34 protein-coding genes and 1 tRNA gene are annotated in these 23,490 nt (G+C 61.8%); 11 read left to right on the top strand and 24 right to left on the bottom strand.

The features are described from left to right. Positions 1–21: 21 nt before the first annotated feature. Positions 22–957 (bottom strand): Ycf66 family protein, encoded by a 936-nt coding sequence (locus SynA15127_RS11410; RefSeq protein ID WP_186484204.1) that lies wholly within the window; start codon positions 955–957, stop codon positions 22–24. Between the two features lie 48 nt (positions 958–1,005). Then, on the bottom strand, positions 1,006–1,128 hold the full coding sequence (psbX, locus tag SynA15127_RS11405; RefSeq protein ID WP_043692900.1) for a photosystem II reaction center X protein: 123 nt from the start codon (positions 1,126–1,128) through the stop codon (positions 1,006–1,008). 78 nt (positions 1,129–1,206) lie between these two features. On the opposite strand from psbX, the gene SynA15127_RS11400 reads away from it, so the two are divergent. Next, positions 1,207–1,536, top strand: a complete 330-nt coding sequence (locus tag SynA15127_RS11400) for a YggT family protein (protein WP_186485713.1) — start codon at positions 1,207–1,209, stop codon at positions 1,534–1,536. 18 nt (positions 1,537–1,554) lie between these two features. Here SynA15127_RS11400 and accC read toward each other — a convergent pair whose 3' ends face one another. Then, positions 1,555–2,901 carry an acetyl-CoA carboxylase biotin carboxylase subunit gene (gene accC, locus SynA15127_RS11395; RefSeq protein WP_186484203.1) on the bottom strand — a complete coding sequence of 449 codons (1,347 nt, stop codon included), beginning with the start codon at positions 2,899–2,901 and terminating at the stop codon, positions 1,555–1,557. Positions 2,902–3,019: 118 nt separating this feature from the next. Here accC and SynA15127_RS11390 point away from each other — a divergent pair. From SynA15127_RS11390 to msrB, 3 genes are all read left to right on the top strand, one after another. After that, positions 3,020–3,101: transfer RNA gene (locus tag SynA15127_RS11390), tRNA-Leu, on the top strand. Between the two features lie 10 nt (positions 3,102–3,111). Beyond that, on the top strand, positions 3,112–4,383 hold the full coding sequence (locus tag SynA15127_RS11385; RefSeq protein WP_186484202.1) for a glycosyl transferase: 1,272 nt from the start codon (positions 3,112–3,114) through the stop codon (positions 4,381–4,383). A 27-nt stretch (positions 4,384–4,410) separates the two neighbouring features. Continuing rightward, positions 4,411–4,812 carry a peptide-methionine (R)-S-oxide reductase MsrB gene (gene msrB, locus SynA15127_RS11380; RefSeq protein WP_186484201.1) on the top strand — a complete coding sequence of 134 codons (402 nt, stop codon included), beginning with the start codon at positions 4,411–4,413 and terminating at the stop codon, positions 4,810–4,812. A gap of 3 nt (positions 4,813–4,815) precedes the next feature. On the opposite strand, the gene SynA15127_RS11375 is transcribed toward msrB, so the two are convergent. The 5 genes from SynA15127_RS11375 to SynA15127_RS11355 form a co-directional block, all read right to left on the bottom strand. Beyond that, positions 4,816–5,076, bottom strand: a complete 261-nt coding sequence (locus SynA15127_RS11375; protein WP_186484200.1) for a hypothetical protein — start codon at positions 5,074–5,076, stop codon at positions 4,816–4,818. 83 nt (positions 5,077–5,159) lie between these two features. Beyond that, positions 5,160–6,125, bottom strand: coding sequence for a PRC-barrel domain-containing protein (locus SynA15127_RS11370; RefSeq protein ID WP_186484199.1), 966 nt, complete (start codon positions 6,123–6,125; stop codon positions 5,160–5,162). A 36-nt stretch (positions 6,126–6,161) separates the two neighbouring features. Next, a complete protein-coding gene (smc, locus tag SynA15127_RS11365) occupies positions 6,162–9,770 on the bottom strand; it encodes a chromosome segregation protein SMC (RefSeq protein ID WP_186484198.1) in 3,609 nt (1,202 codons plus the stop codon). A gap of 50 nt (positions 9,771–9,820) precedes the next feature. Continuing rightward, positions 9,821–10,201: a hypothetical protein gene (locus SynA15127_RS11360; RefSeq protein WP_255475490.1), complete on the bottom strand. Its 381-nt coding sequence runs from the start codon at positions 10,199–10,201 to the stop codon at positions 9,821–9,823. Beyond that, positions 10,201–11,214 carry a hypothetical protein gene (locus tag SynA15127_RS11355; protein ID WP_186484197.1) on the bottom strand — a complete coding sequence of 338 codons (1,014 nt, stop codon included), beginning with the start codon at positions 11,212–11,214 and terminating at the stop codon, positions 10,201–10,203. Before SynA15127_RS11355 ends, SynA15127_RS11360 begins: the two co-directional genes overlap by 1 nt. 87 nt (positions 11,215–11,301) lie before the next feature. On the opposite strand from SynA15127_RS11355, the gene SynA15127_RS11350 reads away from it, so the two are divergent. Then, on the top strand, positions 11,302–11,727 hold the full coding sequence (locus SynA15127_RS11350; protein ID WP_186484196.1) for a hypothetical protein: 426 nt from the start codon (positions 11,302–11,304) through the stop codon (positions 11,725–11,727). Next, positions 11,724–12,107 carry a phage holin family protein gene (locus SynA15127_RS11345; protein WP_186484195.1) on the top strand — a complete coding sequence of 128 codons (384 nt, stop codon included), beginning with the start codon at positions 11,724–11,726 and terminating at the stop codon, positions 12,105–12,107. Before SynA15127_RS11350 ends, SynA15127_RS11345 begins: the two co-directional genes overlap by 4 nt. A 1-nt stretch (position 12,108) precedes the next feature. On the opposite strand, the gene SynA15127_RS11340 is transcribed toward SynA15127_RS11345, so the two are convergent. Then, positions 12,109–13,233, bottom strand: coding sequence for a class I SAM-dependent RNA methyltransferase (locus tag SynA15127_RS11340; RefSeq protein WP_186484194.1), 1,125 nt, complete (start codon positions 13,231–13,233; stop codon positions 12,109–12,111). Between the two features lie 426 nt (positions 13,234–13,659). On the opposite strand from SynA15127_RS11340, the gene SynA15127_RS11330 reads away from it, so the two are divergent. Next, a complete protein-coding gene (locus SynA15127_RS11330) occupies positions 13,660–13,932 on the top strand; it encodes a DUF1651 domain-containing protein (RefSeq protein WP_186484193.1) in 273 nt (90 codons plus the stop codon). A 249-nt stretch (positions 13,933–14,181) separates the two neighbouring features. On the opposite strand, the gene SynA15127_RS11325 is transcribed toward SynA15127_RS11330, so the two are convergent. Further along, positions 14,182–14,409, bottom strand: a complete 228-nt coding sequence (locus tag SynA15127_RS11325) for a hypothetical protein (RefSeq protein WP_255475489.1) — start codon at positions 14,407–14,409, stop codon at positions 14,182–14,184. A 597-nt stretch (positions 14,410–15,006) separates the two neighbouring features. Further along, on the bottom strand, positions 15,007–15,465 hold the full coding sequence (locus SynA15127_RS13595; RefSeq protein ID WP_255475488.1) for a hypothetical protein: 459 nt from the start codon (positions 15,463–15,465) through the stop codon (positions 15,007–15,009). 373 nt (positions 15,466–15,838) lie between these two features. Between SynA15127_RS13595 and SynA15127_RS11315 the strand changes: the two genes are divergently transcribed. Next, entirely contained in the window at positions 15,839–16,000 is a 162-nt protein-coding gene (locus tag SynA15127_RS11315) for a hypothetical protein (protein WP_186484191.1), read from the top strand. 374 nt (positions 16,001–16,374) lie between these two features. Here the strand turns inward: SynA15127_RS11315 and SynA15127_RS11310 are convergent, their stop codons facing one another. Next, entirely contained in the window at positions 16,375–16,662 is a 288-nt protein-coding gene (locus SynA15127_RS11310; protein WP_186484190.1) for a hypothetical protein, read from the bottom strand. Between the two features lie 75 nt (positions 16,663–16,737). Next, positions 16,738–16,869, bottom strand: a complete 132-nt coding sequence (locus tag SynA15127_RS13590) for a hypothetical protein (protein ID WP_255475487.1) — start codon at positions 16,867–16,869, stop codon at positions 16,738–16,740. 128 nt (positions 16,870–16,997) lie between these two features. Here SynA15127_RS13590 and SynA15127_RS11305 point away from each other — a divergent pair, with 128 nt between their 5' ends. Then, positions 16,998–17,336 carry a phenylpyruvate tautomerase MIF-related protein gene (locus tag SynA15127_RS11305; RefSeq protein WP_186484189.1) on the top strand — a complete coding sequence of 113 codons (339 nt, stop codon included), beginning with the start codon at positions 16,998–17,000 and terminating at the stop codon, positions 17,334–17,336. Positions 17,337–17,348: 12 nt separating this feature from the next. On the opposite strand, the gene SynA15127_RS11300 is transcribed toward SynA15127_RS11305, so the two are convergent. From SynA15127_RS11300 to SynA15127_RS11270, 7 genes are all read right to left on the bottom strand, one after another. Then, positions 17,349–17,837, bottom strand: a complete 489-nt coding sequence (locus SynA15127_RS11300; RefSeq protein ID WP_186484188.1) for a hypothetical protein — start codon at positions 17,835–17,837, stop codon at positions 17,349–17,351. Between the two features lie 131 nt (positions 17,838–17,968). After that, complete coding sequence (locus SynA15127_RS11295; protein ID WP_186484187.1) at positions 17,969–18,145, bottom strand: DUF4278 domain-containing protein; 177 nt, start codon at positions 18,143–18,145, stop codon at positions 17,969–17,971. Positions 18,146–18,336: 191 nt separating this feature from the next. Beyond that, on the bottom strand, positions 18,337–18,555 hold the full coding sequence (locus tag SynA15127_RS11290) for a hypothetical protein (RefSeq protein WP_186484186.1): 219 nt from the start codon (positions 18,553–18,555) through the stop codon (positions 18,337–18,339). Between the two features lie 58 nt (positions 18,556–18,613). Then, entirely contained in the window at positions 18,614–18,976 is a 363-nt protein-coding gene (locus SynA15127_RS11285; RefSeq protein ID WP_186485762.1) for a hypothetical protein, read from the bottom strand. A gap of 23 nt (positions 18,977–18,999) precedes the next feature. After that, complete coding sequence (locus tag SynA15127_RS11280; RefSeq protein ID WP_043692840.1) at positions 19,000–19,275, bottom strand: hypothetical protein; 276 nt, start codon at positions 19,273–19,275, stop codon at positions 19,000–19,002. 94 nt (positions 19,276–19,369) lie between these two features. After that, positions 19,370–19,564, bottom strand: a complete 195-nt coding sequence (locus SynA15127_RS11275) for a hypothetical protein (protein WP_043692837.1) — start codon at positions 19,562–19,564, stop codon at positions 19,370–19,372. A gap of 44 nt (positions 19,565–19,608) precedes the next feature. Then, a complete protein-coding gene (locus SynA15127_RS11270; RefSeq protein WP_186484185.1) occupies positions 19,609–19,755 on the bottom strand; it encodes a hypothetical protein in 147 nt (48 codons plus the stop codon). 218 nt (positions 19,756–19,973) lie between these two features. On the opposite strand from SynA15127_RS11270, the gene SynA15127_RS11265 reads away from it, so the two are divergent. Both SynA15127_RS11265 and SynA15127_RS11260 read left to right on the top strand, forming a co-directional pair. Then, entirely contained in the window at positions 19,974–20,180 is a 207-nt protein-coding gene (locus SynA15127_RS11265) for a hypothetical protein (protein ID WP_370593993.1), read from the top strand. Positions 20,181–20,304: 124 nt separating this feature from the next. Next, on the top strand, positions 20,305–20,610 hold the full coding sequence (locus SynA15127_RS11260) for a hypothetical protein (RefSeq protein WP_043692834.1): 306 nt from the start codon (positions 20,305–20,307) through the stop codon (positions 20,608–20,610). Positions 20,611–20,648: 38 nt separating this feature from the next. On the opposite strand, the gene SynA15127_RS11255 is transcribed toward SynA15127_RS11260, so the two are convergent. The 4 genes from SynA15127_RS11255 to SynA15127_RS11240 all read right to left on the bottom strand — a co-directional run bounded on the left by SynA15127_RS11255 (position 20,649) and on the right by SynA15127_RS11240 (position 23,490). Next, a complete protein-coding gene (locus SynA15127_RS11255) occupies positions 20,649–20,954 on the bottom strand; it encodes a hypothetical protein (protein WP_043692831.1) in 306 nt (101 codons plus the stop codon). Between the two features lie 373 nt (positions 20,955–21,327). After that, a complete protein-coding gene (locus tag SynA15127_RS11250; RefSeq protein ID WP_186484184.1) occupies positions 21,328–21,558 on the bottom strand; it encodes a hypothetical protein in 231 nt (76 codons plus the stop codon). Between the two features lie 361 nt (positions 21,559–21,919). Continuing rightward, on the bottom strand, positions 21,920–22,657 hold the full coding sequence (locus SynA15127_RS11245; protein ID WP_255475486.1) for a sulfotransferase family protein: 738 nt from the start codon (positions 22,655–22,657) through the stop codon (positions 21,920–21,922). Positions 22,658–22,665: 8 nt separating this feature from the next. Continuing rightward, complete coding sequence (locus SynA15127_RS11240) at positions 22,666–23,490, bottom strand: sulfotransferase (protein ID WP_186484183.1); 825 nt, start codon at positions 23,488–23,490, stop codon at positions 22,666–22,668.

Raw genomic sequence — 23,490 nt, 5'->3', positions numbered from 1 at the left:
GCAGAGGGCCGACCCGGCGGCTCAGTCGTCGAAACGGGAGCTGTTGTCCCGTGGGCGGCTGGTCTGCTGTCGGCTGCTGCTTGAAGGAGGGGTGCTCCCGGTGCTGCCGTTCTGAACAGGGCCGCTGCCCTGCCTGGAGCTGCGTGGTGCCGAGCGGCTTCCGGCAGCTGCCGGGCGGCCTGAGGAACGGCTGCTCGGGGTGAAGGCGGCATCCTCCGCGGCTGATTTCGCCGGGGTGCTGCGTGGAGCCGACGGCGGCTGAGCCTGTTCGGAGGACGGTCGGCCTGAGGGGCGGCTGCCACGCCGCTGATCCTGCCGCTCATTACGACGCTCGCCAAAGTCACTGCGGCGCTCAGCGCGTTCCTCGCCGGCCCGGAAGCGGGCCATGCGACGGTTGCGTTCATCATCCGCGCCCCAGCTCTGATCCTGGTCGTCGTCCCGTCCCCGGGGGCGGCGACTGGCGGCTTCTTCGGGAATGGCGGCACGGCTGGTGCGCCTTGGACGGTAAAAGTCCTCTTCGGGCCGCTCCTCCCGCTCATCCTCGCGACCGCCAAAGCGCCGGCGCAGGGGCTGGGGCTCGTCGAAACGCTCATAGTCGTCATCCCAGCCGCCACGTAGTCCGCCGGAAGCGGGTCCGCCGCGGACGGGGGCCGGCTCATCCTCGAAGTAGGCGGAACGTCGCGCCTGCTCTGTGGCGACGCCGCGCAGACGAACGCTCTCGTAGGCGAAGAACACCGTGGTGCCCGCCAGCAGAAACTGACCGAACTGGAGGATCGGATCCAGCCGCCAGCCCTGGAAAAACAGAATGCCGCCGCACAGCAGCCCGATGGCTGCGAAGAACACGTCGTAATCGCGGGCAAGCGCTGGCTTGAACGACCGCATGAAATACAGCATCGCCCCGCCGACGGCCAGCACGATGCCGACGATGCTGGCCCAATTCAGACTGGCGTTAACCAATGGTGCGCCTCCGCGTGGAGTTCAGTCTACGAGTGGCGCCAGTGCGGATCAGAGCTTGCGATCGAGCCGGTCGGTCTGGCTGATCAGGATCAGCGCGATCGTGGCGGGTACCACGACGATCACACCTCCCCAGATGAGGCTGCTCAGGAAGTTGGAGAGGGAGGGAGTCATGGCGGAAGGCCGTCTGCATCAAAGCCGCGATGATCCTAAGGATCAGGGCCTGGTTTCTACGATGCGCCCGTGAATGCGTTGAGCTTTGTGACGCCGCTGCTTCTGCAGGTTCTGCCGATGGTCCACCTGCTGCTGGGGTTGCTGCTGGCGGCATGGACCCTCGCCTTTCTGCTTCGGATCGTGCTCACCTGGTATCCCCAGGTGGATCTGAAGCAGGGGGCCTGGCCACTGATCGCCTCGCCCACCGAGCCTGTGCTGGCCCTGACGCGACGGGTCGTTGCTCCGATCGGCGGCGTGGATGTGACCCCGGTGATCTGGGTCGGCCTGATCAGCCTGGTGCGGGAACTGCTGGTGGGGCAGCAGGGTCTGCTCTCCCAGATCCTGATGCGCGCTCAGATGACGGCCTGAGGTTGCACCCGGCCCAGTTCAGCCGAGCATTTCCTGCTCGACGAACTTGGTGTGCACGTCGCCGTTGATGAATTCGGGCCGTTCCAGCAGTTGCAGGTGGAAGTCGACCGTGGTCGGAATCCCCGTGATGGCGCATTCGTTCAGGGCGCGCTTCATCCGGGTCAAGGCCATCGGGCGATCCCGTCCCCAGACGATCAGCTTGCCGATCAGGGAGTCGTAGAACGGCGGGATGTCGTAGCCCGTGTACACGTGGCTGTCGACGCGCACGCCCGGTCCACCCGGGGGAAGCCAGCCGGTGATGCGTCCGGGGGCGGGACGGAAGTTGTGGCTGGCGTCCTCGGCATTGATGCGGCATTCGATGGCATGCCCCTGCAGATGCACGTCCTCCTGGCGCACGCTGATCGGCTCCCCACCGGCGATGCGCAGCTGCTCGGCGATCAGATCGATGCCGGTGACCATTTCAGTCACCGGATGCTCCACCTGGATCCGGGTGTTCATCTCCATGAAGTAGAACCCGCCGCTCCGGTCCAGCAGGAACTCCACCGTTCCGGCTCCTTCGTACTGGATGCTGCGGGCCGCGGCGACCGCGGCCTCCCCCATGCGGCGGCGCAGTTCCGGATCCAGCGCTGGGCTGGGAGCCTCTTCCAGCAGCTTCTGGTGACGCCGCTGGATCGAGCAGTCCCGCTCCCCGAGGTGCACCACGTTGCCGTGGCGGTCGGCCAGCACCTGCACTTCCACGTGGCGGGGCTGGTTGATGAATTTCTCCATGTACAGCCCGGGGTTGCCAAAGGCGGCATCGGCCTCTCCCTGGGCTGCCTTGAACAGATTGTCCAGCTGATCGGGGCCGGGCACGAGCCGCATGCCGCGTCCACCGCCGCCGGCCGTGGCCTTGATCATCACCGGGTAGCCCATCTGAGCCGCCAGTTCCGCAGCCTCCTCAGGGCTGGACAGCAGCCCTTCACTGCCCGGCACGGTGGGCACACCGACCGCCTGCATCGTGGCCTTGGCGGTGGCTTTGTCCCCCATCGACCGGATCGCATGGGGGGAGGGGCCGACGAAGGTGATGCCGTGGTCTCCGCAGATCTCGGCGAACTTGTCGTTCTCGGCCAGGAATCCGTAGCCGGGGTGGATGGCGTCGACCCCGCGGGAGGTGGCGGCCGCCAGGATGTTGGGAACGTTGAGGTAGCTCTTGCTGCTCAGCGACTCGCCGACGCAAACCGCCTCATCCGCCAGCTGGACGTGCAGTGCGTCCTTATCGACCGTGCTGTAAACCGCGACGGTGGCGATCCCGAGCTCCCGGCAGCTGCGAAGGATCCGGAGCGCGATCTCGCCACGGTTGGCGATCAGCACTTTGCCGATGGGCATCCTTCAGCACTTCAGGCCTGAAGGCGGATCGTATCAGTGCAGGCCAGGGATTCCGGTGCGAGGCCCCTCGGTCGGTATGATCCTTCTTCGACGAAGCCCGCGCGGTGGAGTCGACCACGCGGATGTGGTGGAATTGGTAGACACGCACGTTTGAGGGGCGTGTGGCTTCGGCCTTGCGAGTTCAAGTCTCGCCATCCGCACTCCATTCTCTTGGCCAGTCCCGCGACAGCTGACCCCGGACTCGCCATCGTTCTCGTCTCCAATGGCCCGGGCGAGCTGACGACCTGGGTCCGCCCCCTGGCGGAACGATTGCACGCGTCTCTGCTGCTGAGACCGCGTCAACCGGCGGCGACCGCCTCCCTGCAGCTGGTGCTGGTGCCCTGCCCGAACGCCACCGGGCTGGAAGCGGAGGCGGCCAGGCCCTGGGGGCAGTTCGACCGGATCCTGCCGGCCCGGCGTTTCTGGGATCTACTGCTGCGGCCGCGCCGTTACGGCCCCTGGCCGTGCCGGGGCGTGGTGGTCTTCCTCGGAGGAGATCAGTTCTGGACGGTGCTGCTGTCGGCCCGCCTCGGCTACCGCCACATCACCTATGCCGAGTGGGTGGCCCGCTGGCCCGGGTGGAACGACCGGGTTGCCGCCATGTCGGAGCAGGTCCGCCAGCAGTTGCCCCCGCACCATCGGCATCGCTGCCGGGTGGTGGGAGATCTGATGGCTGATCTCTCGGGCTTCGCCCGCCGGGATGATCCGCTGCCTGAGGGCGACTGGGTGGCTCTGCTGCCCGGTTCCAAGGCCGCCAAGCTCTGTGTGGGCATGCCGTTTCTGCTGGAGACGGCGGATCGGCTGGCCCAGCTGCGGCCCGGTTGCCGGTTTCTGCTGCCGGTGGCCCCCACCACCAGTGCGGCCCAGCTGCTGCGCTTTGCCGGTGAAGCCAATCCGATCGCTGCCCGCTACCGCGCTGTCGTTGCCGAGCATCGCGACGGTCTGCTGATCACCGCTGCGGGCACCCGCATCCAGCTGCTGGAGCAGCATCCGGCCCACGGGCCCTTGAGCCAGTGCGATCTCGCCCTCACCACCGTGGGTGCCAACACCGCCGAGCTGGGGGCGCTGGCCGTGCCGATGATCGTGATCGTGCCGACCCAGCACCTCGAGGTGATGCAGGCCTGGGATGGGGGGCTGGGGCTGCTGGCACGTCTGCCGGGGCTGCGGCGTCTGATCGGTGCGTTGCTCACCCTGTGGCGGTTGAGGAACAACGGCCTGATGGCATGGCCCAACATCTCGGCCGGCCGTGCGGTGGTGCCGGAGCGTGTCGGGGCGATCACGCCGGAGCAGATCGCGGCGGAGGCGGCGGACTGGCTGGCAGCTCCGCAACGGCTCGAGGGCCAGCGTCAGGACCTGCGGGCCCTGCGCGGCAAGCCCGGAGCTGTGGAGGCTCTGGCGGAGGAGGTGCGTTCTCTGCTGCCTCGCGCGCTCGGATCTGCCTAAGGTTTCGAAGCTCCGATCAGCCCCGAGATGACCAGCTCCGATTGCATCGAGCGCAGCAGTGATGACTGGAAGCAGACGCTCACTCCCGAGCAGTTCCAGGTGACCCGCTGCGGGGGCACCGAGCGGGCCTTCACAGGTGCCTACTGGGACAACAAGGCTACGGGGATGTACCACTGCATCTGTTGCGGGGCGCCTCTGTTCAGCTCGCAGACCAAATTCGAGTCCGGCACGGGCTGGCCCAGCTTCTGGGACGGTATCTCCCCCGAGGCGATCACCACAAAGCGTGATCTGACTCACGGCATGGTGCGGGTAGAGATCAACTGCGCCCGTTGCGACGCCCATCTTGGTCACGTGTTTCCCGATGGTCCGGCGCCCACGGGGCAGCGTTACTGCGTCAACAGCGCCTCGCTGGACTTCCGGGCGGGTTGAGTTTCAGCGGCTCCAGTTCTGACGGCCGCTGCCGCCATGGCAGAAGTTGGTCGCCTTGTTGCGTTCGCTGATGCGGATCGCCTCGGTGATCTGACCTTCCTTGAGCTGATGGCTGTCGAGCACCTGCTGATAGCGGCGATCGATGCAGCGCTCCACAGCCGTCGGTTTGGCGATGGCGTGGGCGATCAGACCCAGAAGCACCACCACGGTCCCTCTGTAGAGCCACTGAGCAAGGTCCGGAACCGGCCGCGCCGGCTTGGACATGGCCCGGAGCGGTCTGGCGGATCGGCGGAGAGGCGCAGTCGTCACGCGGGATCCGGGCTGTCACACCCGCGCATTGAACCGCATCACCAGGGATCGTCGAGGTCGCTCTCTGCAGGCGGTCTGACCGGATCCTCCAGCGGCTCCACATCCAGCGGCTCGCCGGGCTGCTGCACCGGACGACGGGAGGCGGGCACCGGGCGGCGGGGCGTCCACTCCTCCGTGTAGGGCTCCGCGTAGCTCCCTTCATCGGTCTCGTCCATGTAGAGGCGCTGCGGCTGTGCCTCCTGCCGCCGCTCCTCCAGCTCCACGTACTCCAGTTCCTCGTCCACCTCGAGCCGCTGACTCTCGGAGGGTTGCAGACGCCGCTGCTCCTGCTCAACGGGCTGACCGGAGCTCAGCTGGTTCTCCACCGGCACCAGGTTCACCCGGTACCGCTCCCGCTCCTGCTCCTCCCAGCTCGGACCACCGACCCCGAGTTTCTCCAGCACTCCGCTGTTCAACTGCTTGAGCTTGTCTTCGGCTCCCTCGTAAACAATGATCCGATCGGGACCGCTGCTGACGATCTCCTCCACCGGCATCTCCCAGGTGCTCAGCACGCCCTCGCCGAGCAGGGGAACACCGAGCGCCCCCATCACCAGCGTGGTGAGCTCACCGGTCTCGATGTCGAACGCGAAGCCCAGCACCCGCCCCAGCTGGCGGCCGGATTCGGTGATCACCTGGCAGTTGATCACCCGGCTGTAGCGCTCGGGGTTGAAGCCCTCGCTGAGGGAATCGGCGGAATCCACCAGGATCACGTCCCCTACCTGACGGATCCGGTCCAGGGGCATCCAGCGGGGCAGTCCGGGCAGGAATCGGGTGAGCGGGTTGTCGCGCAGGCCCACCGCCACCACCTCGCGGCGATCGATGTCGACGATCACCTCTCCCACCACACCGAGGCGACGACCCGTGTCACGGGTGATCACCTGGGTACCCATCAGTTCCGAGCGAAGCCAGAGGCGATCGCTCGGAATGGTGGCGAGGGCGTCGTTCGAGGAAGGGGTCGAAGTCATCAGACCATTCTGGCGCAAGGCATCTGCGGCGTCCGTTCAGGCGGCATCGGGAAGACCGACCACCTGGGTGTGAGCGCCGCGGGCCTGGGTGACGCCGATCGTGCGCTCGGAGGCGGCAATCATCGGCCGGCGGTGGCTGACCACCATGAACTGGGCGTCCTCGGCCTGTCGGGCGATCAGAGCAGCCAGCCGCTCCACATTCACGCCATCCAGAAAGCTGTCCACCTCATCGAGGGCGTAGAAGGGGGAAGGCCGGAACCGCTGCAGGGCAAACAGGAAGCTGAGGGCGGTGAGGGACTTCTCTCCGCCGGACATGGCTGCCAGACGCCGCACCGCCTTGCCCTTGGGATGGGCCACCAGCGTGAGGCCCCCCTCCAGGGGATCCTCCTGATTCTCAAGCTGCAGATGGCCATCGCCATCGGAGAGGGAGGCGAAGATCTCACGGAAATGCCCATCCACAGCGGTGAAGGCTTCCATGAAGGCGTCCTGACGCAGGGTGGCCACCGTTTCGATCCTCAGCAGCAGTTCCTCCCTTTCGTTGTTGAGCACCTCCAAGCGGTCGTTCAGTTCCGTCAGCCTCTGTTCGAGGGCTTCCAGTTCCTCCAGCGCCAGCATGTTCACCGGCTCCAGGGCCTCCATGCGGGCCTGGATCGCCTGAAGATCCGCCTGCAGTGCTTCCAGGCCGGCCAGACGCAGTGCTTCGGGGATCTCGGGCCGGGGATCGGGCAGGGCCTGTTCCATCTCCTGCAGCCGGATGGCGCCGCTGCGCTGCTCCTCGATCAGCCCGTCGCGCTCCTCCCGCAGGCGCTCGAGGTTCCACTCGGCCTGTTGCAGGGCCTGGCGCTGGCGGGCCACCTCGGCTTCCGCCGCATCGCGGGCCCGACGCTGGGCTCCAAAGCTCTCCTGCAGCTCCTGCTGCTGCTGAGTCAGCTTCTCGCGCAGCTGCTGCAGGTCCTGCTGCTGCTCTCGCCAGGCTCCATGGGCGCCCGCTAGGGCCTGCACCGCCTCCTGCAGTCGGGTCTCTTCGTTGCTGAGGGTCTGCTGCTGATCCCCGAGCCGTTCCAGCGCCAGCTGCCGTTCTCTCCGGGCGTTGAGCAGGGCATCCCTTTCGCTGCGGGCCGCTTCCAGCCGAGCATCGGCGGATTCCAGGTCCTGCTGCAGCTGCTTCCAGGCGGAAGCGTCGTCGTGTCCGTCGCTGCTGCGCTCCGCCGCGTCCAGCTGAGCCAGCTCGCTGCTGAGCGGCGTCAGCTGCTGGGCGATCAGCTCAAGCCGTTCCTGCTGCACCCCCCGGTCCTGCTGCAGGCGGCTGAGCCGCTCCTGACGCTGACGGCTGCGTTCCAGCAGGGGGCCATGGTTGCGACGGGCCGCATTGCGTTCCGCCACCAGGGCCGCCTGGCGCTGTTCCAGATCCCGCAGCGCGGGCCGCTGCTGCTCCACTGCCTGGGAGAGCTTGGCTTCCTCGCGCCGGCAGACCACCAGCGATTCCCCGAGTTCCAGCAGCCGCCGCCGCAGCGGTTCTGCTTCGTCCTGATCGCTGCTGCGACCGAAGCTGAGTCCGCCGCTGCGCTGGGAGAGGCTGCCGCCGGTCATGGCACCGCTCTTTTCCAGCAGTTCTCCCTCCAGCGTCACCGCCCGGGAGCGACCGAGCTGCTGGCGGGCGCTGCCGAGATCGCTGAACACCAGCGTGTCCCCGAAGACGTACGCAAACACCTGGTCGTACACCGGCTCGAAGCGCACCAGCTCGACGGCGCGACCGATCAGGCCCGCTCCAGCGTCCCCTGAACCGGGTCGGGCGCCGCGGGCGAATGCCGCCCCGCCACCACCACCGGGGGCCCGGATCTTGTTGAGCGGCAGGAAGGTGAGCCTGCCGGCGCGACGGCTCTTGAGCAGCTCGATGGCGCGGGCTGCGATGCGGTCGTCCTCCACCACCACCTGTCCGAGGCGGGCCCCGGCGGCCACTTCCAGCGCCAGGCGGTGCCGCTCCTCCACCTCGCCGAGCTGAGCCACCGGGCCGTGGATGCCGTCGAGTCCCGCCTCCAGCAGCAGCCGCAGGGCGCCAGTGCCCCGGCTCTCCTGCAGGGCATCGCGGCGGCTGTCCACCCGTGCGATCTCCCGTTCCAGCCGGGTCTGCTCCTGCTCCAGCCGAGTGCGGGTGCGCTGCTGCACCGCAAGGGAGTCGGCGGCCTGCTGCAGCGCCTGCTTGCCGCTGCTGATGCCCTGCAGCACGGTCTGCCATTCGCTTTCCAGCTGGCTGAGCCGTTCCTGCACCGCCTGTTCATCGGCGCCGTCCTGCTGTTGTTCCCCGCCGAGTTCCTCCAGCCGTTCCGCGTCCTGCCGCAGCCGTTCCTGCAGCTGCTGCTGCTCCTGCAGCAGGGGCGTAAGGCTGCTCTGCAGCTGCTGGCGGCGCTCGGTGCGCTGTTTCTGCTGCTCCAGCCAGGCTCCGGAGCGGCCGGCCACATCGGAGAGGCGGCGGCGGGACATTTCCACAGCGGCTTCAGCGCTGCGGCAGGTGGTCTCCGCCTGCTCCAGGGCCTGAGTGCCGGGGTCCTGCTCCAGCTCCCGCTGTTGCTGAAGCATCTGCTGGCGGCGATTGGCCAGGTCATGGCGCACACCCTGCAGCCGCTGTCCTTCCTCCTGGTGCTGCGTGGCCTGGCGATCCAGTTCGCGTCCGCGGGTCTCCAGTCCGAGCAATTCCGCCTGCACCGCCAGCAGCTGGTCCTCTCCGAGGGCCTTGACCTGCTCCTGCAGGGATTGCAGCTCGCCGGTGGCCTTCCCCAGGGTCTCGCGCGCGCCGGCGATGGCGGTGGCGTCGCGCTGCTCCTGTGCCTCGATCGTCTGTTGGCGGCTGCCGAGATCCCCCAGTGCCTGCCGGGCTGCCTCGAAGGCGAGCACCATCTCCTGCCGACGGCCGAGATGCAGGCGTTCCCGCAGCTCCTGGTACTGGCGGGCCTTGGCGCAGTCCTTCTCCAGCCGCTGACGGCTGGCCAGCAGTTCCTGCTCGATGATCCGGCAGCGGTCCTGCCGTTCCTGCACGTCATCGAGCTTGCGGCGGGTCTGCTCGATGCGGGTGTCGAACAGGGCGACACCGGCGAGTTCATCGATCAGTCCGCGCCGGTCGCGGTTGCTCATCGACACGATGCGGGTCACGTCCCCCTGCATCACCACGTTGCTGCCTTCCGGATCGATGCGCAGCCGGCGCAGCTGGGTCTGCAGCTGCTGCAGGTTGCAGGCCACCCCATCAGCGCTGTAGCTGGAGCTGTAGGAGCCCCCCGGCATCACCCGCAGTTTTCGGGTGACGGTCCATTCGGTCTGATCCGGGCGGATCCACGGCCCCTCCTCCGGCGGCTCAAGACCCTCTTCGGCAGCGTCGGGGCTCCAGTCGCTGAGATCGAAGCGCACGCTCACGGTGGTCTCGGCCGACTTGCCGGCCTTGAGCACGCCGCTGTTGACCAGATCCGGCAGACGGTCGGCGCGCATGCCGCGGCTCGTCGCCAGGCCGAGGCAGAACAGAACGCCGTCAAGGATGTTGCTTTTGCCGGATCCGTTCGGCCCGGTGACCACGGTGAATCCCTGCTCCAGCGGGATCGTCATCGCCCCGCCGAAGGATTTGAACTGTGTCAGCCCGACCTGATTGATATGAACCAACAGGGTTTCGGGCTTTCAGCGAGCCGAAAGTAGCGGAGCTGTCCGAAAGCTCAAGGGGGCGTCAGCGAGCAGCGTCCTGCCGTGATCCGCAGTTGTCCTCTCAGCGCGCCATCCACCAGCTCGAGCTGCACGGCCGCGTCGGGATCGGCGGGCAGGGTTCCCCGGTAGCGGCCGGCCATCACCCGTTCCGCCCAGCCCCGGTCTCCGGACACGGCAGCGCTCCGGGGCTCCAGCCAAACCCGCCGGTGGGGAGCCAGAGGGGTGGCCTCCTGGGAGGTTCCGTTCAGGGGGGGAATGGCGGGCAGCCGCCAGCTGCGGCAGGTCTCGCCGTCCTCCAGGAGCAGGTCGTAGTGGTAGCCGCTGGGGTCGCCCGGGGCACCCGTGTGCCGCAACAGGCTGTAACGCAGCAGGGCTGTTGGGGGATCGCTCATCACTTCTGTTGCATGGCCATTAGCCGGCGCACCAGATCCCGGCTTTCCCACTCCACCCGCCAGCGCGGCCAACGTCCAAGCGGTGCCTGTGCGGATGGTGGAGCGGCCGGAAACAGCTCGGCCCAGCTGGCAACGCCCCAGACCGCCTGGGCGAAGCGGTCGTTCATCGGCCGGTAGTGATCCCGGATGCGCTGGTAGAGCTCAGGCGTCAGACCATTGAAGCGGTCCCGCTCCCAGCCATATCGCCGGGAGCGGCGCAGCAGGGCATGGGTGGCACCGCGTCTTGCCGGCTTGCTTGAGAGCCGGATGCCGCGGGCCTGCAGATGCTCCTGCACGCGGATCGACGTCGCCACCGCCAGGCGTCCGGACTGGGAATTCTCCGGGGCGATGGGCTGCCAGTCCGCCGCTGCGGGACCACCGACGATCTCGATGAGTTGCAGGAAGGGGTCGTCGCTGCAGCGGCCGCCGTAGGGCAGAAACCGGGCCTCGAGCTGCGCGTGGTGCCGTATCCAGCCGAAGAGACGTTCCGGGTCGCATTGCCCACGGGGATGCCGGTGGTTCATCACCGCCTCGGCGTAGGCCTCGAACGGGCAGTGCAAGGCGAAATTGCGGATGTGCTGGGCGTAGTGGGAATTCAGGTAGCCCGGTTGATCGCGCAGGAAGGCGACCAGGGTGATCTCGCAACCATGGCGCTGGAACTGACGCACCAGCCAGTCACCGATGCATTCCTCGGGTCGCTCGCCGCGGGGCTGAGCCAGCAGATGGCTGAGCACCTCATTGGAGATCAGCAGATCGGCGCTGCGGTCCCTGGCCTGCTTCAACCTTGTCTTCCAGGGCTTGAAGTCGCTTCTGCGGGCAGCGATCTTGAGCCGATTCTTGCTGTCGTCATCGAATCGGATGCCGTGCTGCCGGAGCAGGGGCTGATTCGCCTGAAGCCGTTTCTGAATGTAGGTGGAGGCGGTCTTGTGCATGCCGATGTGCAACACCACCCGGGTCATCGCTTCGTTCCACATCCATGACCTGAGCTGAGTCTCGCAAGGCTGCAGCTGGTCTGATCGGCCAGCGTCCCTAACCTGAGAACACTTGATCCCTCAGACCTCATGGATGCGCCCTCGTCGCGGTCCAACGGCACGTCCGAGCATCGTTTCCGTGAGCGGTTCGAGAGCCTTCTGCCCACGATTCAGAAGCGCTGGCCTGATCTGGCGAATCACACGCTGGAGGCGACCCGGGGGAGCATGGATGAGGTGGTGCGCCTGATCGAGAAAAACACCGGCCTGACGCCTGAGGGTGTGCGGGAACAGCTGGAGGAGCTGATGCAGGCGGCTGAAGAGCATGGCCGCACCCTGGCGGACAACCTCGACCCCCTTGAGCAGCAGTTGGAGCAGCTGCTGGATGAACTCAACAGCACCCTGCGTCCGCGCATCGAGAAGCCGGTGCGTCAGCGGCCGCTGCTGGCCGTGGGTGTGGCTCTGGGCGTGGGAGTGCTGATCGGCACGATGCTCAGCGGTGGCAGGCGGGATCGATGAGCGACACGCAACGACCCCGTGGGCTCGGTGCAGCGGCCCGAGCCACGGCTCTGGCGGCCTCGGTGATGGACCTGCACGTGCGCATCGCTCTGCAGGAGGTGGATCGCGAGAAGCGCCGGTTGATCAGCGGCGGCCTGTTTCTTGCGACAGGTGGCGTCTCGATGCTCATCGCCATGGCGGCCGGTGAGGTGGCTCTCGTGCTCTGGATTCAGCAGGCCTGGGAGCTTTCGTTGATACAGGCGCTGCTGGCGCTGGCAGTGGCGAACCTGGTGCTGGCGGGCATCAGTCTCAGGATCGGTGGCCAGGTGCTCAAGGGTCCCTTCCTGCCTCAGACCCTCGAGGGAATCATGAAGACGGTTCGGGCGCTGCTGGGGCGCTGAATCAGCGGATCGCGTACTGCAACCAGCGGCAGTCAATGCCGCCGTTGCTCACCGGCATGCGTCGGCTCGCCTTCATGCGCAGGGCTCCGGTGAGGTTGGCGTTGCCGCTGAGCAGCCACAGTTGCCAGCCTGAGGCCTGGCTGCGCACGAACCGCCCCAGTGCGCCGTAGAGCTGTTCAAGATCGGCCTCATGCCCGATGCGCTGGCCGTAGGGCGGATTGCAGACCAGTACTCCCGGGCCTGGCGGCAGCTGCTGGCCTTCGAAGCTGCCGCTGCGGATCTCGATCAGCTCCTGGAGCCCGGCGGCCCGGACGTTGTCACGCGCCTGGTCAGCGATGTCGGGATCCTGCTCAAACCCAAGCAGCGCCGGCAGTTCAGCGTCGGGTCGTTTCCGTCCGCGGGCTTGGGTTTTCTCCCGCTGCCAGAGATCGGGATTGAAATCCGCCCAGCCCTCGAGGGCAAAGGGGCGGTTAAGCCCGGGGGCCATCTCAAGCGCCGCGGTGGCGGCCTCGATCAGCAGCGTCGCCGATCCGCAGCAGGGATCCACCAGAGGCTCACGGCCATCCCAGCCCGTGAGCTGAATCAGTCCGGCGGCCAGGTTTTCCTTTAACGGAGCTGCTCCCATCGCAGCCCGATAGCCGCGGCGATGCAGGCTGCCGCCACTGCCATCAAGACTCAAAACGGCTTCACCGCGCGCCAGATGCAGATGCAGGGCCAGGTCCGGCGCATCGAGATCGATCGATGAGCGTTTTCCCCAGATGTCTCGTTGCCGGTCCACCAGGGCGTTCTTCACCTGAAGAGCGGAATAGTGGCTGTGATTCAGCCCCGGGGTGATGCCGGTGACATCCACCCGGAAGGTCTGGGATGGGTGCAGCCAGCGTTCCCAGTCCAGGCAGTGCTGAATGCCGTCATACAGCTCGTCGCGACTGCAGCAGGGAAAGCGTCCCATCTCCCGCAGCAGGCGGAAGGGCAGGCGTGCCTGCAGATGCAGCCTGTAGAGACAGGCCATGTCGGCTTCGAAAGCGGCGGCGCGGCGCAGCGGCCGCACCGATCCCGCCCCGAGACGTTCCAGTTCACTGCTGCCGGCCTCTTCAAGGCCCTGGGGCAGAACCGCCACCCCGGGCATCCGGTTCTCATGACCCAAAGGTGGTTGTGCTCCAGGTCACCACTGCTGACAGAATGGCAGCGTCCGGTTCTCCGGACTAGGTGATCCACACCAGTGTTTCGGACAGCGGTTCGATTCCGCTCAGCTCCATTCCCCCATCCCGGGGCTGCAATGGTTTCGACGGGGCATGAGGAGGGTGACTGAAGCCTGCTCGGTGAGAGCAAACCCGTAACTGCGAACAACATCGTTCGTTTCTCCCGTCAAGCAGCCCCTGTTGCTGCCTGACCCTTAGGGGAGATGGGGTGAAGTCAGCCTTATCACCCAATTGACTCATGGGGGCTGGAAGGCCCCTTCAACCATCCCGCGGCGGGTCAGATGTGGCGATTCCCGGCATGGAATCGATGGGAGAGCCACCGTTTGTGAACAGAGGCGGCCAGACTCAACCTCATGTCAAACAAGGACGGCGCCACAAACCACCCTCCGGAGAAACCCGGCGGAGAAGGTTGGCTGGTGAGTGTTGACCAGCAGAAGGTCGTTCAGTTCAAGTCCGATACGCCAACCGCCCATGGTCAATGGGTCATCCTGCGGACCTTTCACTGGCGGCCGCCTGACTACCCGATCCCTGAGACACGTCGGCGGATGCTCCGGCACAACGCCATTGAAGCCTGGGAGACGATGTTGAAAACAGGTTGGCGGAAGTGCTCGCCGCCGGTGCGATGACGATCACTCGGCTGTTGATTGCATGTCTCGAGTGACGCACTCCCTGAGTTGAGCCTCCTTTGTCGGGACCAGGTGGTGGGAACTGACCCAACCAGTGGCGCAGATCTGATCGGCACAGACTCTGACCTCAACAGTGCCGCAGGGAAGGTTGGTCAACTGGGTCGTCATCTCAAGGCTCCGATTGGATTGATTGCAGCGTCTCAACGAGGCTTGGCAACCCTTCGATGACCCACTGGAGCAAGAGTTGTGTCAGGCAGCAGTCTGCTGATCACTGGTACTGCGAAGGGCTTCTTCCTGCAGCTGCTGAACGGCGCAGAGCGCTTCGTGAGCGGCCCACCCGTGGCGGTTCATCAGCTCCTCCACGAGGTAGTCGGGTGAATTGGAGATTCGTGAATTCAGTTCAGCCACAGCCCTGTCATCGCGGGCAAGTGCAAGGAGTCGAAGCGATCGGAGTTGCTTGACGTTGAGCTGTTTCATGCCAGCACTCTGCATGTCGGCTGAATCTGGCGGTCGTTCCCACCGTCTGTGATCAGGCACGACAGTTCCAACCTCAGACGGGTCGGGCTCAGAAGGCAATGAGCGTTAAGGCTGATTGCCGGGGTGCGTGTCCGCTGACGAGAGTGTGTCCATCGAGATCGGAGGCGTCCATGCGAGACGACGGTCCAACCGAGCAGGTCTTAGAAGTCGCCTGACTTTTAGGTCCCTGCTCCAACAGTTTCCACCCAACCGTGGGCTGCTCGTCTGTGACGACTCTCCTCAGCACCGTTCACAGGTGCCCCGCGGGAGACCAGCCCCACCTTGGACGTCATGGCCCCAGGCACCTGAGAGCCCGACACTTCGCCCTGCGCCAGCAATGGCATGCGGCATGACCCCTGTTCCCGTCATCACAGGGGTGTCGGAAGCGAGCAATAGGAGAGGTCACCCCATTCCTGTCGTAGGTGGGCTGGCCTCTCAACCCCTGATCAATTCACGGGTTGCGCAATGCACAAACGAGCGAGCTAGGCCGTCTTTCCAGCGGGAGGGGCGGCCTTCCTCTTTCTTGGACAAGCATCATCCCGTGAACGATGGCAATGGTTAGTTTTCGCCTTTCAAGCGCTGCCAATGAAGTGGAAGCGCCCACCAGATGAAGGCTTCTTTTTTGTTGATGGTTCCTTCCCGTGCGCAACTGGCCTCCGCGTCTTGCTGTTGTGCGAACGTCAATTCATCGAGTTGTTCCAGTTTGGAATATTCGCAGTAACAGTGAGCAGTCGCCAGATCCTCCATCAGTTCTGCCACTTCGCCCCACATTCTTAACTGAATGTCCATGCAGGAAGCATGATAGTCCGAGTATTCAGGGAGAATGATCTCTGACTTGTCGTCAGAGATTTCAATGGCCTTCTCCTTGTCGAGACCTCCTCCATCAAAGGCCTTCACAGGGCTTGCTAATCCCAGTGGAAGCAGCAGCAGTAGCGCAAGCCATCGTTTCACAGTCAAGGGTCCGCGAAGCATCAGCGCATTGTTGTGTGAGCTGAAGGCATCCGCTTGAATGGTCAAAGCTTTTGTTCGCGTGAAAGTGTGCTGCTTAATACCTTAAAGGTGCGAAAGCGATGCGGCGAACACATCGGCATCGAAAGCAGGATGACTACCATGAATTTGTAAAGAGGTAATTCTTGTGCCTTCTTCAAGTAATTCGCTTCGATTTTCGTTTGACTATCTGAACAAGGGGAACCTTGATTATGTCTATCAACACCTCAATCGACTGCTGGATGAGGGCAGGCTTGATGATGCCAGGGCATTCGAGAGTGAGTTTGAAGACCATGTAGAGACCAGGTATTTCTCCAGATGATTATTGGTTCCCCAAGGGAATCAGGTGATACTACAAATAACAGCCTCTTCAGCGAAGCTGTGTCAGTCTGAAGTCTTGTTCATGAGAAGCCTTCACCGCAATTTCCATTTCTCGTTTGAAGGGCCAAGCCGGATCACGCTCGGAATCATTCTGGAGAGAATCATCGATCTCATCAACGAAGAGAGATATGGCGATGCGGATGCGTTGGAGCGTGAGTTTGTGGAATTGGCAGATTATGAGTGATCTTCAGGCGCTGAGGTAAATCTTCCTACCCTTTTCGTTGAACCGATACTTGCCTCCTTTGGGGCCAACGTAAACGGTTAATGTGTCGATCATCGGCGTTGATTTGTTGGCTTTGAACACAGGAGATGTTGTTTCCGTAGCTGCTCTCATGGTTTGCGAAGCGATGCGAGTGAAATGGGGTTGCGGCTGAGCATTCCGCTGGATCACCTCAGCAAACCATTTTGGGAAATCCATTGATGAACAACGATATGATGCGCTGAAAATAACGAATGCCTTCCTGCTGTCAATCCTTGTGCTTCTGATCTTTCTGATTCTCTTAATCACTCCAGTGCGAACTTGATGTGGTCTGTCTTTGTTCGCCTTTCTAGTTTTGCTCAGCTCTGTTTGCATTGTTCTTCGCGCTCAAGTCGTTCTGTCGTGATTCGAGTCAGTCCCTTGCCATGAATGTCGTCTCGAAATCTCCCGTAACCAACAATCTTCTCAGTTTTTCTATGGATTGCGATCTCGTTTTGGTAGATCTGGTCTGATCGTTCCATGCAGCGTCCATGGAAGAAGATGGCAGGCAAACTCTCTTCGGGGACTTCCGGAATGAAAGCATCGAAGCCGTCTCTTGAGCCAAGATAAAAGGTTGCTGCACAAGCCAGCAGGATCAACGGCGGCAAGTATTCAAGTCTCGACATTGACCTTTCGAAGCCAGATCGTGAGCGCAGTCTGCCGACGCTGTCTTCTTCAGGTGCTCAGAGAGAGGGATAGGCGTTTGCGACGCCCCAGAGCACCAGTGCAGTGATCGAAGCGAAGACCACGGCAGTCCATGCTGCGAGATCTGAGGAATTGGCCTGGCTCTTCGGGAGTTGAAGTCTGCGTGCCATCGGTTGTTGTGGGTGTGATCCCCTTTGTCGTGGCTCATCTCGTGGTCTGAAATCAACCGATGTCTGTGAGCCCTCACCATTCGCGGCTTCCTGGGCTGCGCTAGCAAGGAGTCAGTTGCAGAAGTGCGTTGCCGCTCATCAACCTGCGAACCAATCGTCCCGACATCGACCATCCGGAATCGCTGCTTCAACAGCTGTCTGCAGCACTGGCCAAGGCGACGGGCAAACCCGAGGCCTATGTGATGACCCTGTTTGAAGGTGGCGTCCCCATGACCTTCGCAGGCCAGAGCGAACCTTGTGCCTACGTGGAGATCAAATCCATCGGGGCCCTGGCTCCACCAGCGATGACGCGCGAATTCTGCGAACTGATTGAGAACGCGATCGGGATTCCGAAGGATCGCATCTACATCGGCTTTGACGATGTGGATGCGACCTGCTGGGGATGGAATGGCCGCACCTTTGGGTGAGGTCTGTTCCGATCATGCCGTTGGCTTTGCAGCAGCCTTGGATTTCTCCAGCTGCCGCATGATGAAATCCCTGTATTGGCTGGCCAATTCACTGAAGCCCTGCTCCACCAGGCCTGCAACAACATCAACGGCGTCTGTTTCCGTTTCGGGGATCAGCATCACCCCACGTTTGCGGCCCAGGATCATCTCCTGAATGAGAGGTTGCATTTTGCGTGGCGTACCGGATGGGTCCTCCAGCACTTCAGCGGCAGGAATGAAACGCGATCGATGTTGATCATTGGAGTTGATCTGAGCCACGAAGCAATACAGATGACCATCGACTGTCACCAGCCCTCGGAATTCAGACTGTTGTTCAGTGGCATCAACGCAGCAGTATTGATTGCCTTCCCACGGTGATTTCCCGTCAAAGCCTCGGATCTCCTCCACAGCGGCGTTCGCTCCGAATGACTCGTGCGCCAGAACGTCGATCAACCTCGTGCAAAAGCCGGCTTTATCGGTCATGGTCCAAGGGAAGCGCCATCAACCCCATCACAGGGTCAGGGTGAGCCTCTGTATCCGTTGCAACATAAAAATAACCCAGGCCCATGCCTGGGTTATTGGATCCGAAGCCGCTGAAAGGCCGGACTCGTCAATCACTTGACGTAGTTGATTCCTCGGTAGGTCAACACGATGTCACTTTGGGCAACCTGTTGTGCAGCCTGTTCCTGTCTTGCCCGGTAGGCCTTGCCCTGATATTTGAGTTCAATGTTTGGAGCAACGCGCAGGTCTGAGTTTTTGGTGTAAGTGTTGCCAAGAAACGTCAGCTGCATCATGAAGTCGCGAATTCATGAGTACATTTGCCCAGCTCTTCTGGATTAGCAACGTTCCTGGCGGCACAGAGTTATGGAGAAAACCTGAATTAGTTCGCAGGGCTACAGGATCCGGTGGAGTGCAGCGCCATCGGTTGTCCTGTCTCCACAGGAATCGCCAGCGAACAACATTGATCTCAGGGGCGATCGATTCAATCGCTGTAGGTCACCGTGCACTGGTAGCGGGTGTCGGCTGCCACATCAATGCTTTTGCAGGTGGTGTCCGTCACGGTGGCCCGTTTGGGGACCAGCCGCATGGCTTCTCCAGTTGCGAACATTTCGGTCACTCCCTGAGCCGTGGCTTTGCCGTCATGGGCGGCGGCGTGGCTGCCCATGACAAACATCACCGCCATAGCTGCCAGGAATCGCATGATCAGACCGGAAGGTTGTCAATGTTGGTCAACATCATGGTATCGATCCCTTATCGGGTCAGCTGCTGCGATGCGGGATCTGCAAGCTGGCTTCGTCCGATCGTCGGGTTCGCTGACAGGCCATGGTCAGTGGTCGTCGGAGGCTTGCTGTGGGGCTTGCGTCGAGCTGTTCCCCCAGTGCAATGGCTCTTGCATGTTCGTAATACATGCTGTCGATGTCGCCGGCGACTTCCAGGTCGACAGCGATCTTGGCCCAGTAGTTGATTTCGACTTGATCCACAGAGGCTGAAAACTGATGCGGCCATCTCAGCGATGCGTTCGCCTTTGAATTGTTATCGAGGCAACGTTCTGTTGGCGTTGTCAGGAATTCAGCGTTTTTCGGGAGAATGCGGCAGGCTTTCGCTGGAAGCAGGCCTGCCATCCCCTCTACGGATTGGCCCGGAGCTACATGAACTCTCCATGGGTGAAGGCGATTTTTCGAGATGCCGTTTTTGTCATCAGTGATTTTTCGGCTTCGATCGCATCGCTTTCATCACCGGTCTCAATCTGATGAATTTCCTTGAGGGTTTTCAGATAGGCAAGGCAGTGCTGCCGGATCTCCATCAGTTCGAAGTAGCATCCTGCATAACTTGCATTGGCACGCAATTCGTAATCGGGTTTGATCACTGATTCTGTGAACAGATCAAGTGCCCGTTGATACGTTTCGGAGTTGTCAATCATGGTCACGATATTGCTTCAGTCATTCGAAGCAATTCGCTTCCCGGCTTCTGTTTCAAGAGTTACAGCTCATCGGATTGGCTGCCGATCTGGAGCGTCATTCGCCTGGGCAGCAGCGCCAGACGCTGATGTTTCCGTTGGCACTGTTGCGAGCGACACGCTTGCAGACCACGGCGTCGTTGTTCTGGCCGGGGTCGATTGGGCTCATCACCGTGGTGCACTCCGATGCCTGAGACGCAGCGCCGGCAATCAGCATGGTGAGAGCTCCCAGCAGAGTTGCAAGCTTGTTCACGGCATACCGATCATGTCGCCCTTGAACTTAGACGCGATGCAGGTTTATTTCTGCTTGTAGAGGCTGATCAGTCCATGGTCCTCTCTGGCCTTGCGGGGCACGAGCGGGCATGCCAGGGCGCGGAATGGAGCGTGGGTTCCGTCATCGATCAGGGTTCCCATCGGTTCGGCATGGGCGAGATCCAGTTTCATCAGTGATGAGGTCTCTTGAAAACGGTCTAAATAGGTTTGTCGATGGGCTGCGGTAGCCGTTCTCTCCATTTGCTTCCCTCCGGTTGTCAGGGGCGACCCCTTGCTTGGTGACACAACTCCACTCCGCCGGCAGAGTGATGAAAGGTTTGGCTTCCGGGGGCCGGTGCTTGAGACCCTCGTCTGCACGCTGGCCCAAAGGGCTTCTCTCGGTTGAGCTGATGGCCATGCAGGAGTGGACGGACGACTTCATCACCAATGCCCAGCAGGACTTGGTGGCGATGGTGAAGGACTGGAAATATGACTACGGTGCCGATGACAGGCATTGCTCCGCGATGTTGCTGTGGATGGTCCTGAAGCTCCATCCAGATGCAGACATTGATCAGAGCTTTCTTTGGCCTGACCCCCCTTCCGATGGACTGACATGACGCTCGGTACGTTTCTGATCCTTTTCCTCATCGGTCTGACCATGGCCTTGACCTTTCAGTTGGCTTGGATGTACTGGATCCTTGCTGCAGCGGGGGCGTGGGTGCTGGTTCGGCTGATCAGAGGGTGAATATCATCGCCGTGATGCATGCGGAGTTTGTCGAATGGGTGCGACTCCCTCATGCCATTGATCTCGAATCCTTGAACGGTCTTGGTGGTGAGTTCAACAGTCGCGACAAAGCTCTTCGCTTCATCGCATCACTGGCAACACGGCGTCAGCGTTTTGTCTCCAGCGACAGCATGGAACGCACCAATCAGCTGTTCAACCTTTCGATGACCATCCCTGGGGCGGTTTATTTTTTCTCCAAGGGGTGTTGGAATGAGATCAGGCAAGGTCGTGTCACATTGGGTGAACCGACCATCGACATCTGAGCGAGCGTCGGAAAACGATCGTGATCAGGGTGTGTCCATCAACTACGGCGAACCCATCCCGGCGATCCTTGAAACCAGTCGCCGATGTCGTCACTGGACCTGTGGAAATGGTCTTCCGTGTCTTGTCCAGCCAGATTCAGGTTCTGCATGAACCCGGACATGGACCCCTGTTCGAGATGTCCTTCCCGTTGGATCGACCGTGCCTTGCGCAGCCAGGAATAGACGGTTGAGTTTCTGTCGGCATATTTCTGCACCAGAATTCTTTCTTTCAGCGATACCTGCTCACTCCTGGAGAGGCGGGCCAGGATGTCCTGAAGCATCAGGCGGGTTTTCGGACTGAGCATGACAGCCGGGAATCTCGTTGCATGCTGGCGATGTTGAGTGGTGTCTGCAGATGATTGCTGAAACCCGGATCGACGAGCTTAATTGGTTATTTAAAGCACGGATTGATGGGTCTTTTGGAATATCTGATACAGAACTGTTTCATCTGCTCACTAATTTGGCGTGGATCTTGCAGACGTTCAAAGCTTGTGATGGCGGGTTCTGGCATAAAACACCAAGCTCACTGTTCAGCTGCTTGAACAAGCTGAGATTGCCCTGCAGCAGCCCTGGTAGCAGGGATAAGAAGATCAGGCTATGCGGGATTGCCATGATTCATCGCGCCAATCGTCATTGCAAGCGAGCGCGGTACCCCCTGGCTGTATCAGCGATGACGGATCAGCTGGCCGCCCGACGGGAGCCTGACGCGACATCCTGTGTAGACAGGCTGTGATTCACTTCGTCGAGCATCAGATCCAGCAGCTCAATGGCAACCAGTTTCTTTTCCAGTTGAATCGTGGACAGCAATGCGCGGTAAGCGTTCTGCTGGATCAGGGACGGCTGCCCCATGTCCCGGTAACGCCGCTCCAGCAGCTGGCCGAGTCGTTCACGAGGCGATGACTGTGCCACGGGGCCTGGACGATTGCTCACACGATGGTCGGCGGCCTTGCTGTTGAGAAGTGGCGCCTTTACAAATCAAAGTGGAAGAGATGGTGAATTATCGAGCAAACCTTACGTTCAATTCGGTTCCATAATTGATCAGGAAATCGGCTTCTGCCTGATCAGACAGCAGCAGGCAAGTGTGGTGGTTGTAGCCGGTCTGGTAGCAGTACACATCAAGGCCGTCGGGTTGTCGGCGTGAATGCACAACTTCTCCATTGCGTAGAACGTAACGCGTCATGGCCAGACAGTATCGACTTTCGTGCTAATCCTCCTGGGCGGCGCTTCGCCATCTTTGTGATCAGTACCAGATATTGAAGGGATGCCGTTGCTACCGATCTTTGCTGGATTTCAGATCCCCCTGGATCAGATCCGATGGGCTCACATCGCCGTAGAACAGATCGAGATCCGTCTGATACAGCGATTGCGCCAGTCGCACCAGCCCAGGATCCTGAAAGTAGTGGCCCACATCGCTGCGGTCGCCGCTACGGCGGATGTTCTTCTTCGGAAGCTTGCCAAGTTCCGGCAGTCCTTCTCTCCTCAGCGTCAGATTCAGGAGATCCCAGTCGTTCTGCATGCTTTCCATCCGACCGATGAAGCTGGGGACGAGCGTGCCCTCAACGCAGAGGATCATGCTCTGAGGGAGCAGATGCACATCCAGTGCGGAGGTCGGGGTGTTCGCGGTGCATTCCAGAAAGTCCTGGAATGGCATGTTGCGATGCAGTCCCATGTCCTGCATCTGAGGCATCAAGGTCTCCAGTTCCAGCAATTTGTTGTTGTAGGCCGACACCAGTCGGTCGTAGGGATTGCGCACAAAGCTGAAGCTGAAATGCGTCCCACGGCGCATCAGGGCTGTCCGCGCCGTGATCATTCTGGTTTCGCCATGGGTGGCCTCAAGCCAGAAACCATCTGAAGTGGAACGGAACCCCTCCTCCGCCTTCTGCTTCAGCAGGGTGTGCAGAGCGGCTTTGATCGAAGTGTTCGCCACTTTTGGTACTCGTCCGTACAGCAGCGGCAAGGTTTCAAAGGCGATGAAGTGGCGTGGGTTGCGCATTCTTGGGCCTTCCATCGCACACCTCAGAGCGTCCAGTAATCCCGTGGTTTGCCCATGTACTCCAGCATACGTTCGGTATCCGGCTGGATGATTCGGGTCACCTGCTGCCGGACCGTTGGCGTCCATTCAGGAACGTCCACATGCCCGCGTCCTTTGGCTCCGGCTTGATTGTCCCTGGGGAGGCATCCATCGGCATCCAGCAGTTTTCTTGTTTTAGGCCGGGCTCCGATGAACCTCAGCATCTTGCGAAGACTGCTTCGCGGTGAATCGAGCAGGTCTTCAAAAGTCATGCAGTAAATCTGTTCGTCAGGGAAGAACTTTCTGTACTGATTCAGGCGTTTGTAGTACATCGAACATCCCACAATCAATGTTCGCAGTCGACGATCACTCATCAAGGCTGAGAAATCGGCACAGTTGGGATGGCGCCCGGGGCTGCTGTAATGGCGCCATTGCGACACGATGCGTTCCAGAGGATGACGAACGATATAGATCAACTTCACATCAGGCAGGTAGATCGACATCAACTTCGGTGCCTTCCGGAAGCTGCGCAGCTGGCTGGCGTACATCGTGCTGGCCTCGCCGCGAAACTTGATGCCTTCCCCCTTGCGAAATCGTGAGATGTACCAATCCCATCCTTTGGCGTAATTGCGCCCGAAGAACTTCGGTTCCTTGGGTTTGCTGATGAAGATGTCAGGGTGACGCTTCAGTGCATTGGCGAGTGTGGTTGTGGCCGACTTGGCGGCGCCGATGATGATGAAATTCGGCAGCACAGCTCTGTTTTCATCCACCACTGTCTGATGCCGGAGGTTGATGCCTTCCTTGATGCATTGGTTGATGATCTTTTTCAT

The organism is Synechococcus sp. A15-127 (genome assembly GCF_014280215.1).
GTDB lineage: Bacteria > Cyanobacteriota > Cyanobacteriia > PCC-6307 > Cyanobiaceae > Parasynechococcus.
The sequence above is the reverse complement of the archived record's forward strand: the minus strand, read 5'-3'. Positions and strand labels throughout refer to the sequence as shown.

Coding starts and splice junctions, on each gene's coding strand:
- SynA15127_RS11295 (WP_186484187.1), bottom strand. CDS start 18,145: ATGCAGCTGACGTTTCTTGGCAACACTTACACCAAAAACTCAGACCTG.
- SynA15127_RS11270 (WP_186484185.1), bottom strand. CDS start 19,755: ATGAAACTGGATCTCGCCCATGCCGAACCGATGGGAACCCTGATCGAT.
- SynA15127_RS11355 (WP_186484197.1), bottom strand. CDS start 11,214: ATGTGGAACGAAGCGATGACCCGGGTGGTGTTGCACATCGGCATGCAC.
- SynA15127_RS11345 (WP_186484195.1), top strand. CDS start 11,724: ATGAGCGACACGCAACGACCCCGTGGGCTCGGTGCAGCGGCCCGAGCC.
- SynA15127_RS11375 (WP_186484200.1), bottom strand. CDS start 5,076: ATGTCCAAGCCGGCGCGGCCGGTTCCGGACCTTGCTCAGTGGCTCTAC.
- SynA15127_RS13590 (WP_255475487.1), bottom strand. CDS start 16,869: ATGGCACGCAGACTTCAACTCCCGAAGAGCCAGGCCAATTCCTCAGAT.
- SynA15127_RS11330 (WP_186484193.1), top strand. CDS start 13,660: ATGTCAAACAAGGACGGCGCCACAAACCACCCTCCGGAGAAACCCGGC.
- SynA15127_RS11280 (WP_043692840.1), bottom strand. CDS start 19,275: ATGATTGACAACTCCGAAACGTATCAACGGGCACTTGATCTGTTCACA.
- SynA15127_RS11255 (WP_043692831.1), bottom strand. CDS start 20,954: ATGCTCAGTCCGAAAACCCGCCTGATGCTTCAGGACATCCTGGCCCGC.
- SynA15127_RS11240 (WP_186484183.1), bottom strand. CDS start 23,490: ATGAAAAAGATCATCAACCAATGCATCAAGGAAGGCATCAACCTCCGG.
- SynA15127_RS11265 (WP_370593993.1), top strand. CDS start 19,974: ATGGCCATGCAGGAGTGGACGGACGACTTCATCACCAATGCCCAGCAG.
- SynA15127_RS11315 (WP_186484191.1), top strand. CDS start 15,839: ATGAGAAGCCTTCACCGCAATTTCCATTTCTCGTTTGAAGGGCCAAGC.
- msrB (WP_186484201.1), top strand. CDS start 4,411: ATGACCAGCTCCGATTGCATCGAGCGCAGCAGTGATGACTGGAAGCAG.
- SynA15127_RS11245 (WP_255475486.1), bottom strand. CDS start 22,657: ATGGAAGGCCCAAGAATGCGCAACCCACGCCACTTCATCGCCTTTGAA.
- SynA15127_RS11360 (WP_255475490.1), bottom strand. CDS start 10,201: ATGAGCGATCCCCCAACAGCCCTGCTGCGTTACAGCCTGTTGCGGCAC.
- SynA15127_RS11285 (WP_186485762.1), bottom strand. CDS start 18,976: ATGGCAGGCCTGCTTCCAGCGAAAGCCTGCCGCATTCTCCCGAAAAAC.
- accC (WP_186484203.1), bottom strand. CDS start 2,901: ATGCCCATCGGCAAAGTGCTGATCGCCAACCGTGGCGAGATCGCGCTC.
- SynA15127_RS11300 (WP_186484188.1), bottom strand. CDS start 17,837: ATGACCGATAAAGCCGGCTTTTGCACGAGGTTGATCGACGTTCTGGCG.
- SynA15127_RS11325 (WP_255475489.1), bottom strand. CDS start 14,409: ATGAAACAGCTCAACGTCAAGCAACTCCGATCGCTTCGACTCCTTGCA.
- psbX (WP_043692900.1), bottom strand. CDS start 1,128: ATGACTCCCTCCCTCTCCAACTTCCTGAGCAGCCTCATCTGGGGAGGT.
- SynA15127_RS11350 (WP_186484196.1), top strand. CDS start 11,302: ATGGATGCGCCCTCGTCGCGGTCCAACGGCACGTCCGAGCATCGTTTC.
- SynA15127_RS11340 (WP_186484194.1), bottom strand. CDS start 13,233: ATGCCCGGGGTGGCGGTTCTGCCCCAGGGCCTTGAAGAGGCCGGCAGC.
- SynA15127_RS11290 (WP_186484186.1), bottom strand. CDS start 18,555: ATGCGATTCCTGGCAGCTATGGCGGTGATGTTTGTCATGGGCAGCCAC.
- SynA15127_RS11370 (WP_186484199.1), bottom strand. CDS start 6,125: ATGACTTCGACCCCTTCCTCGAACGACGCCCTCGCCACCATTCCGAGC.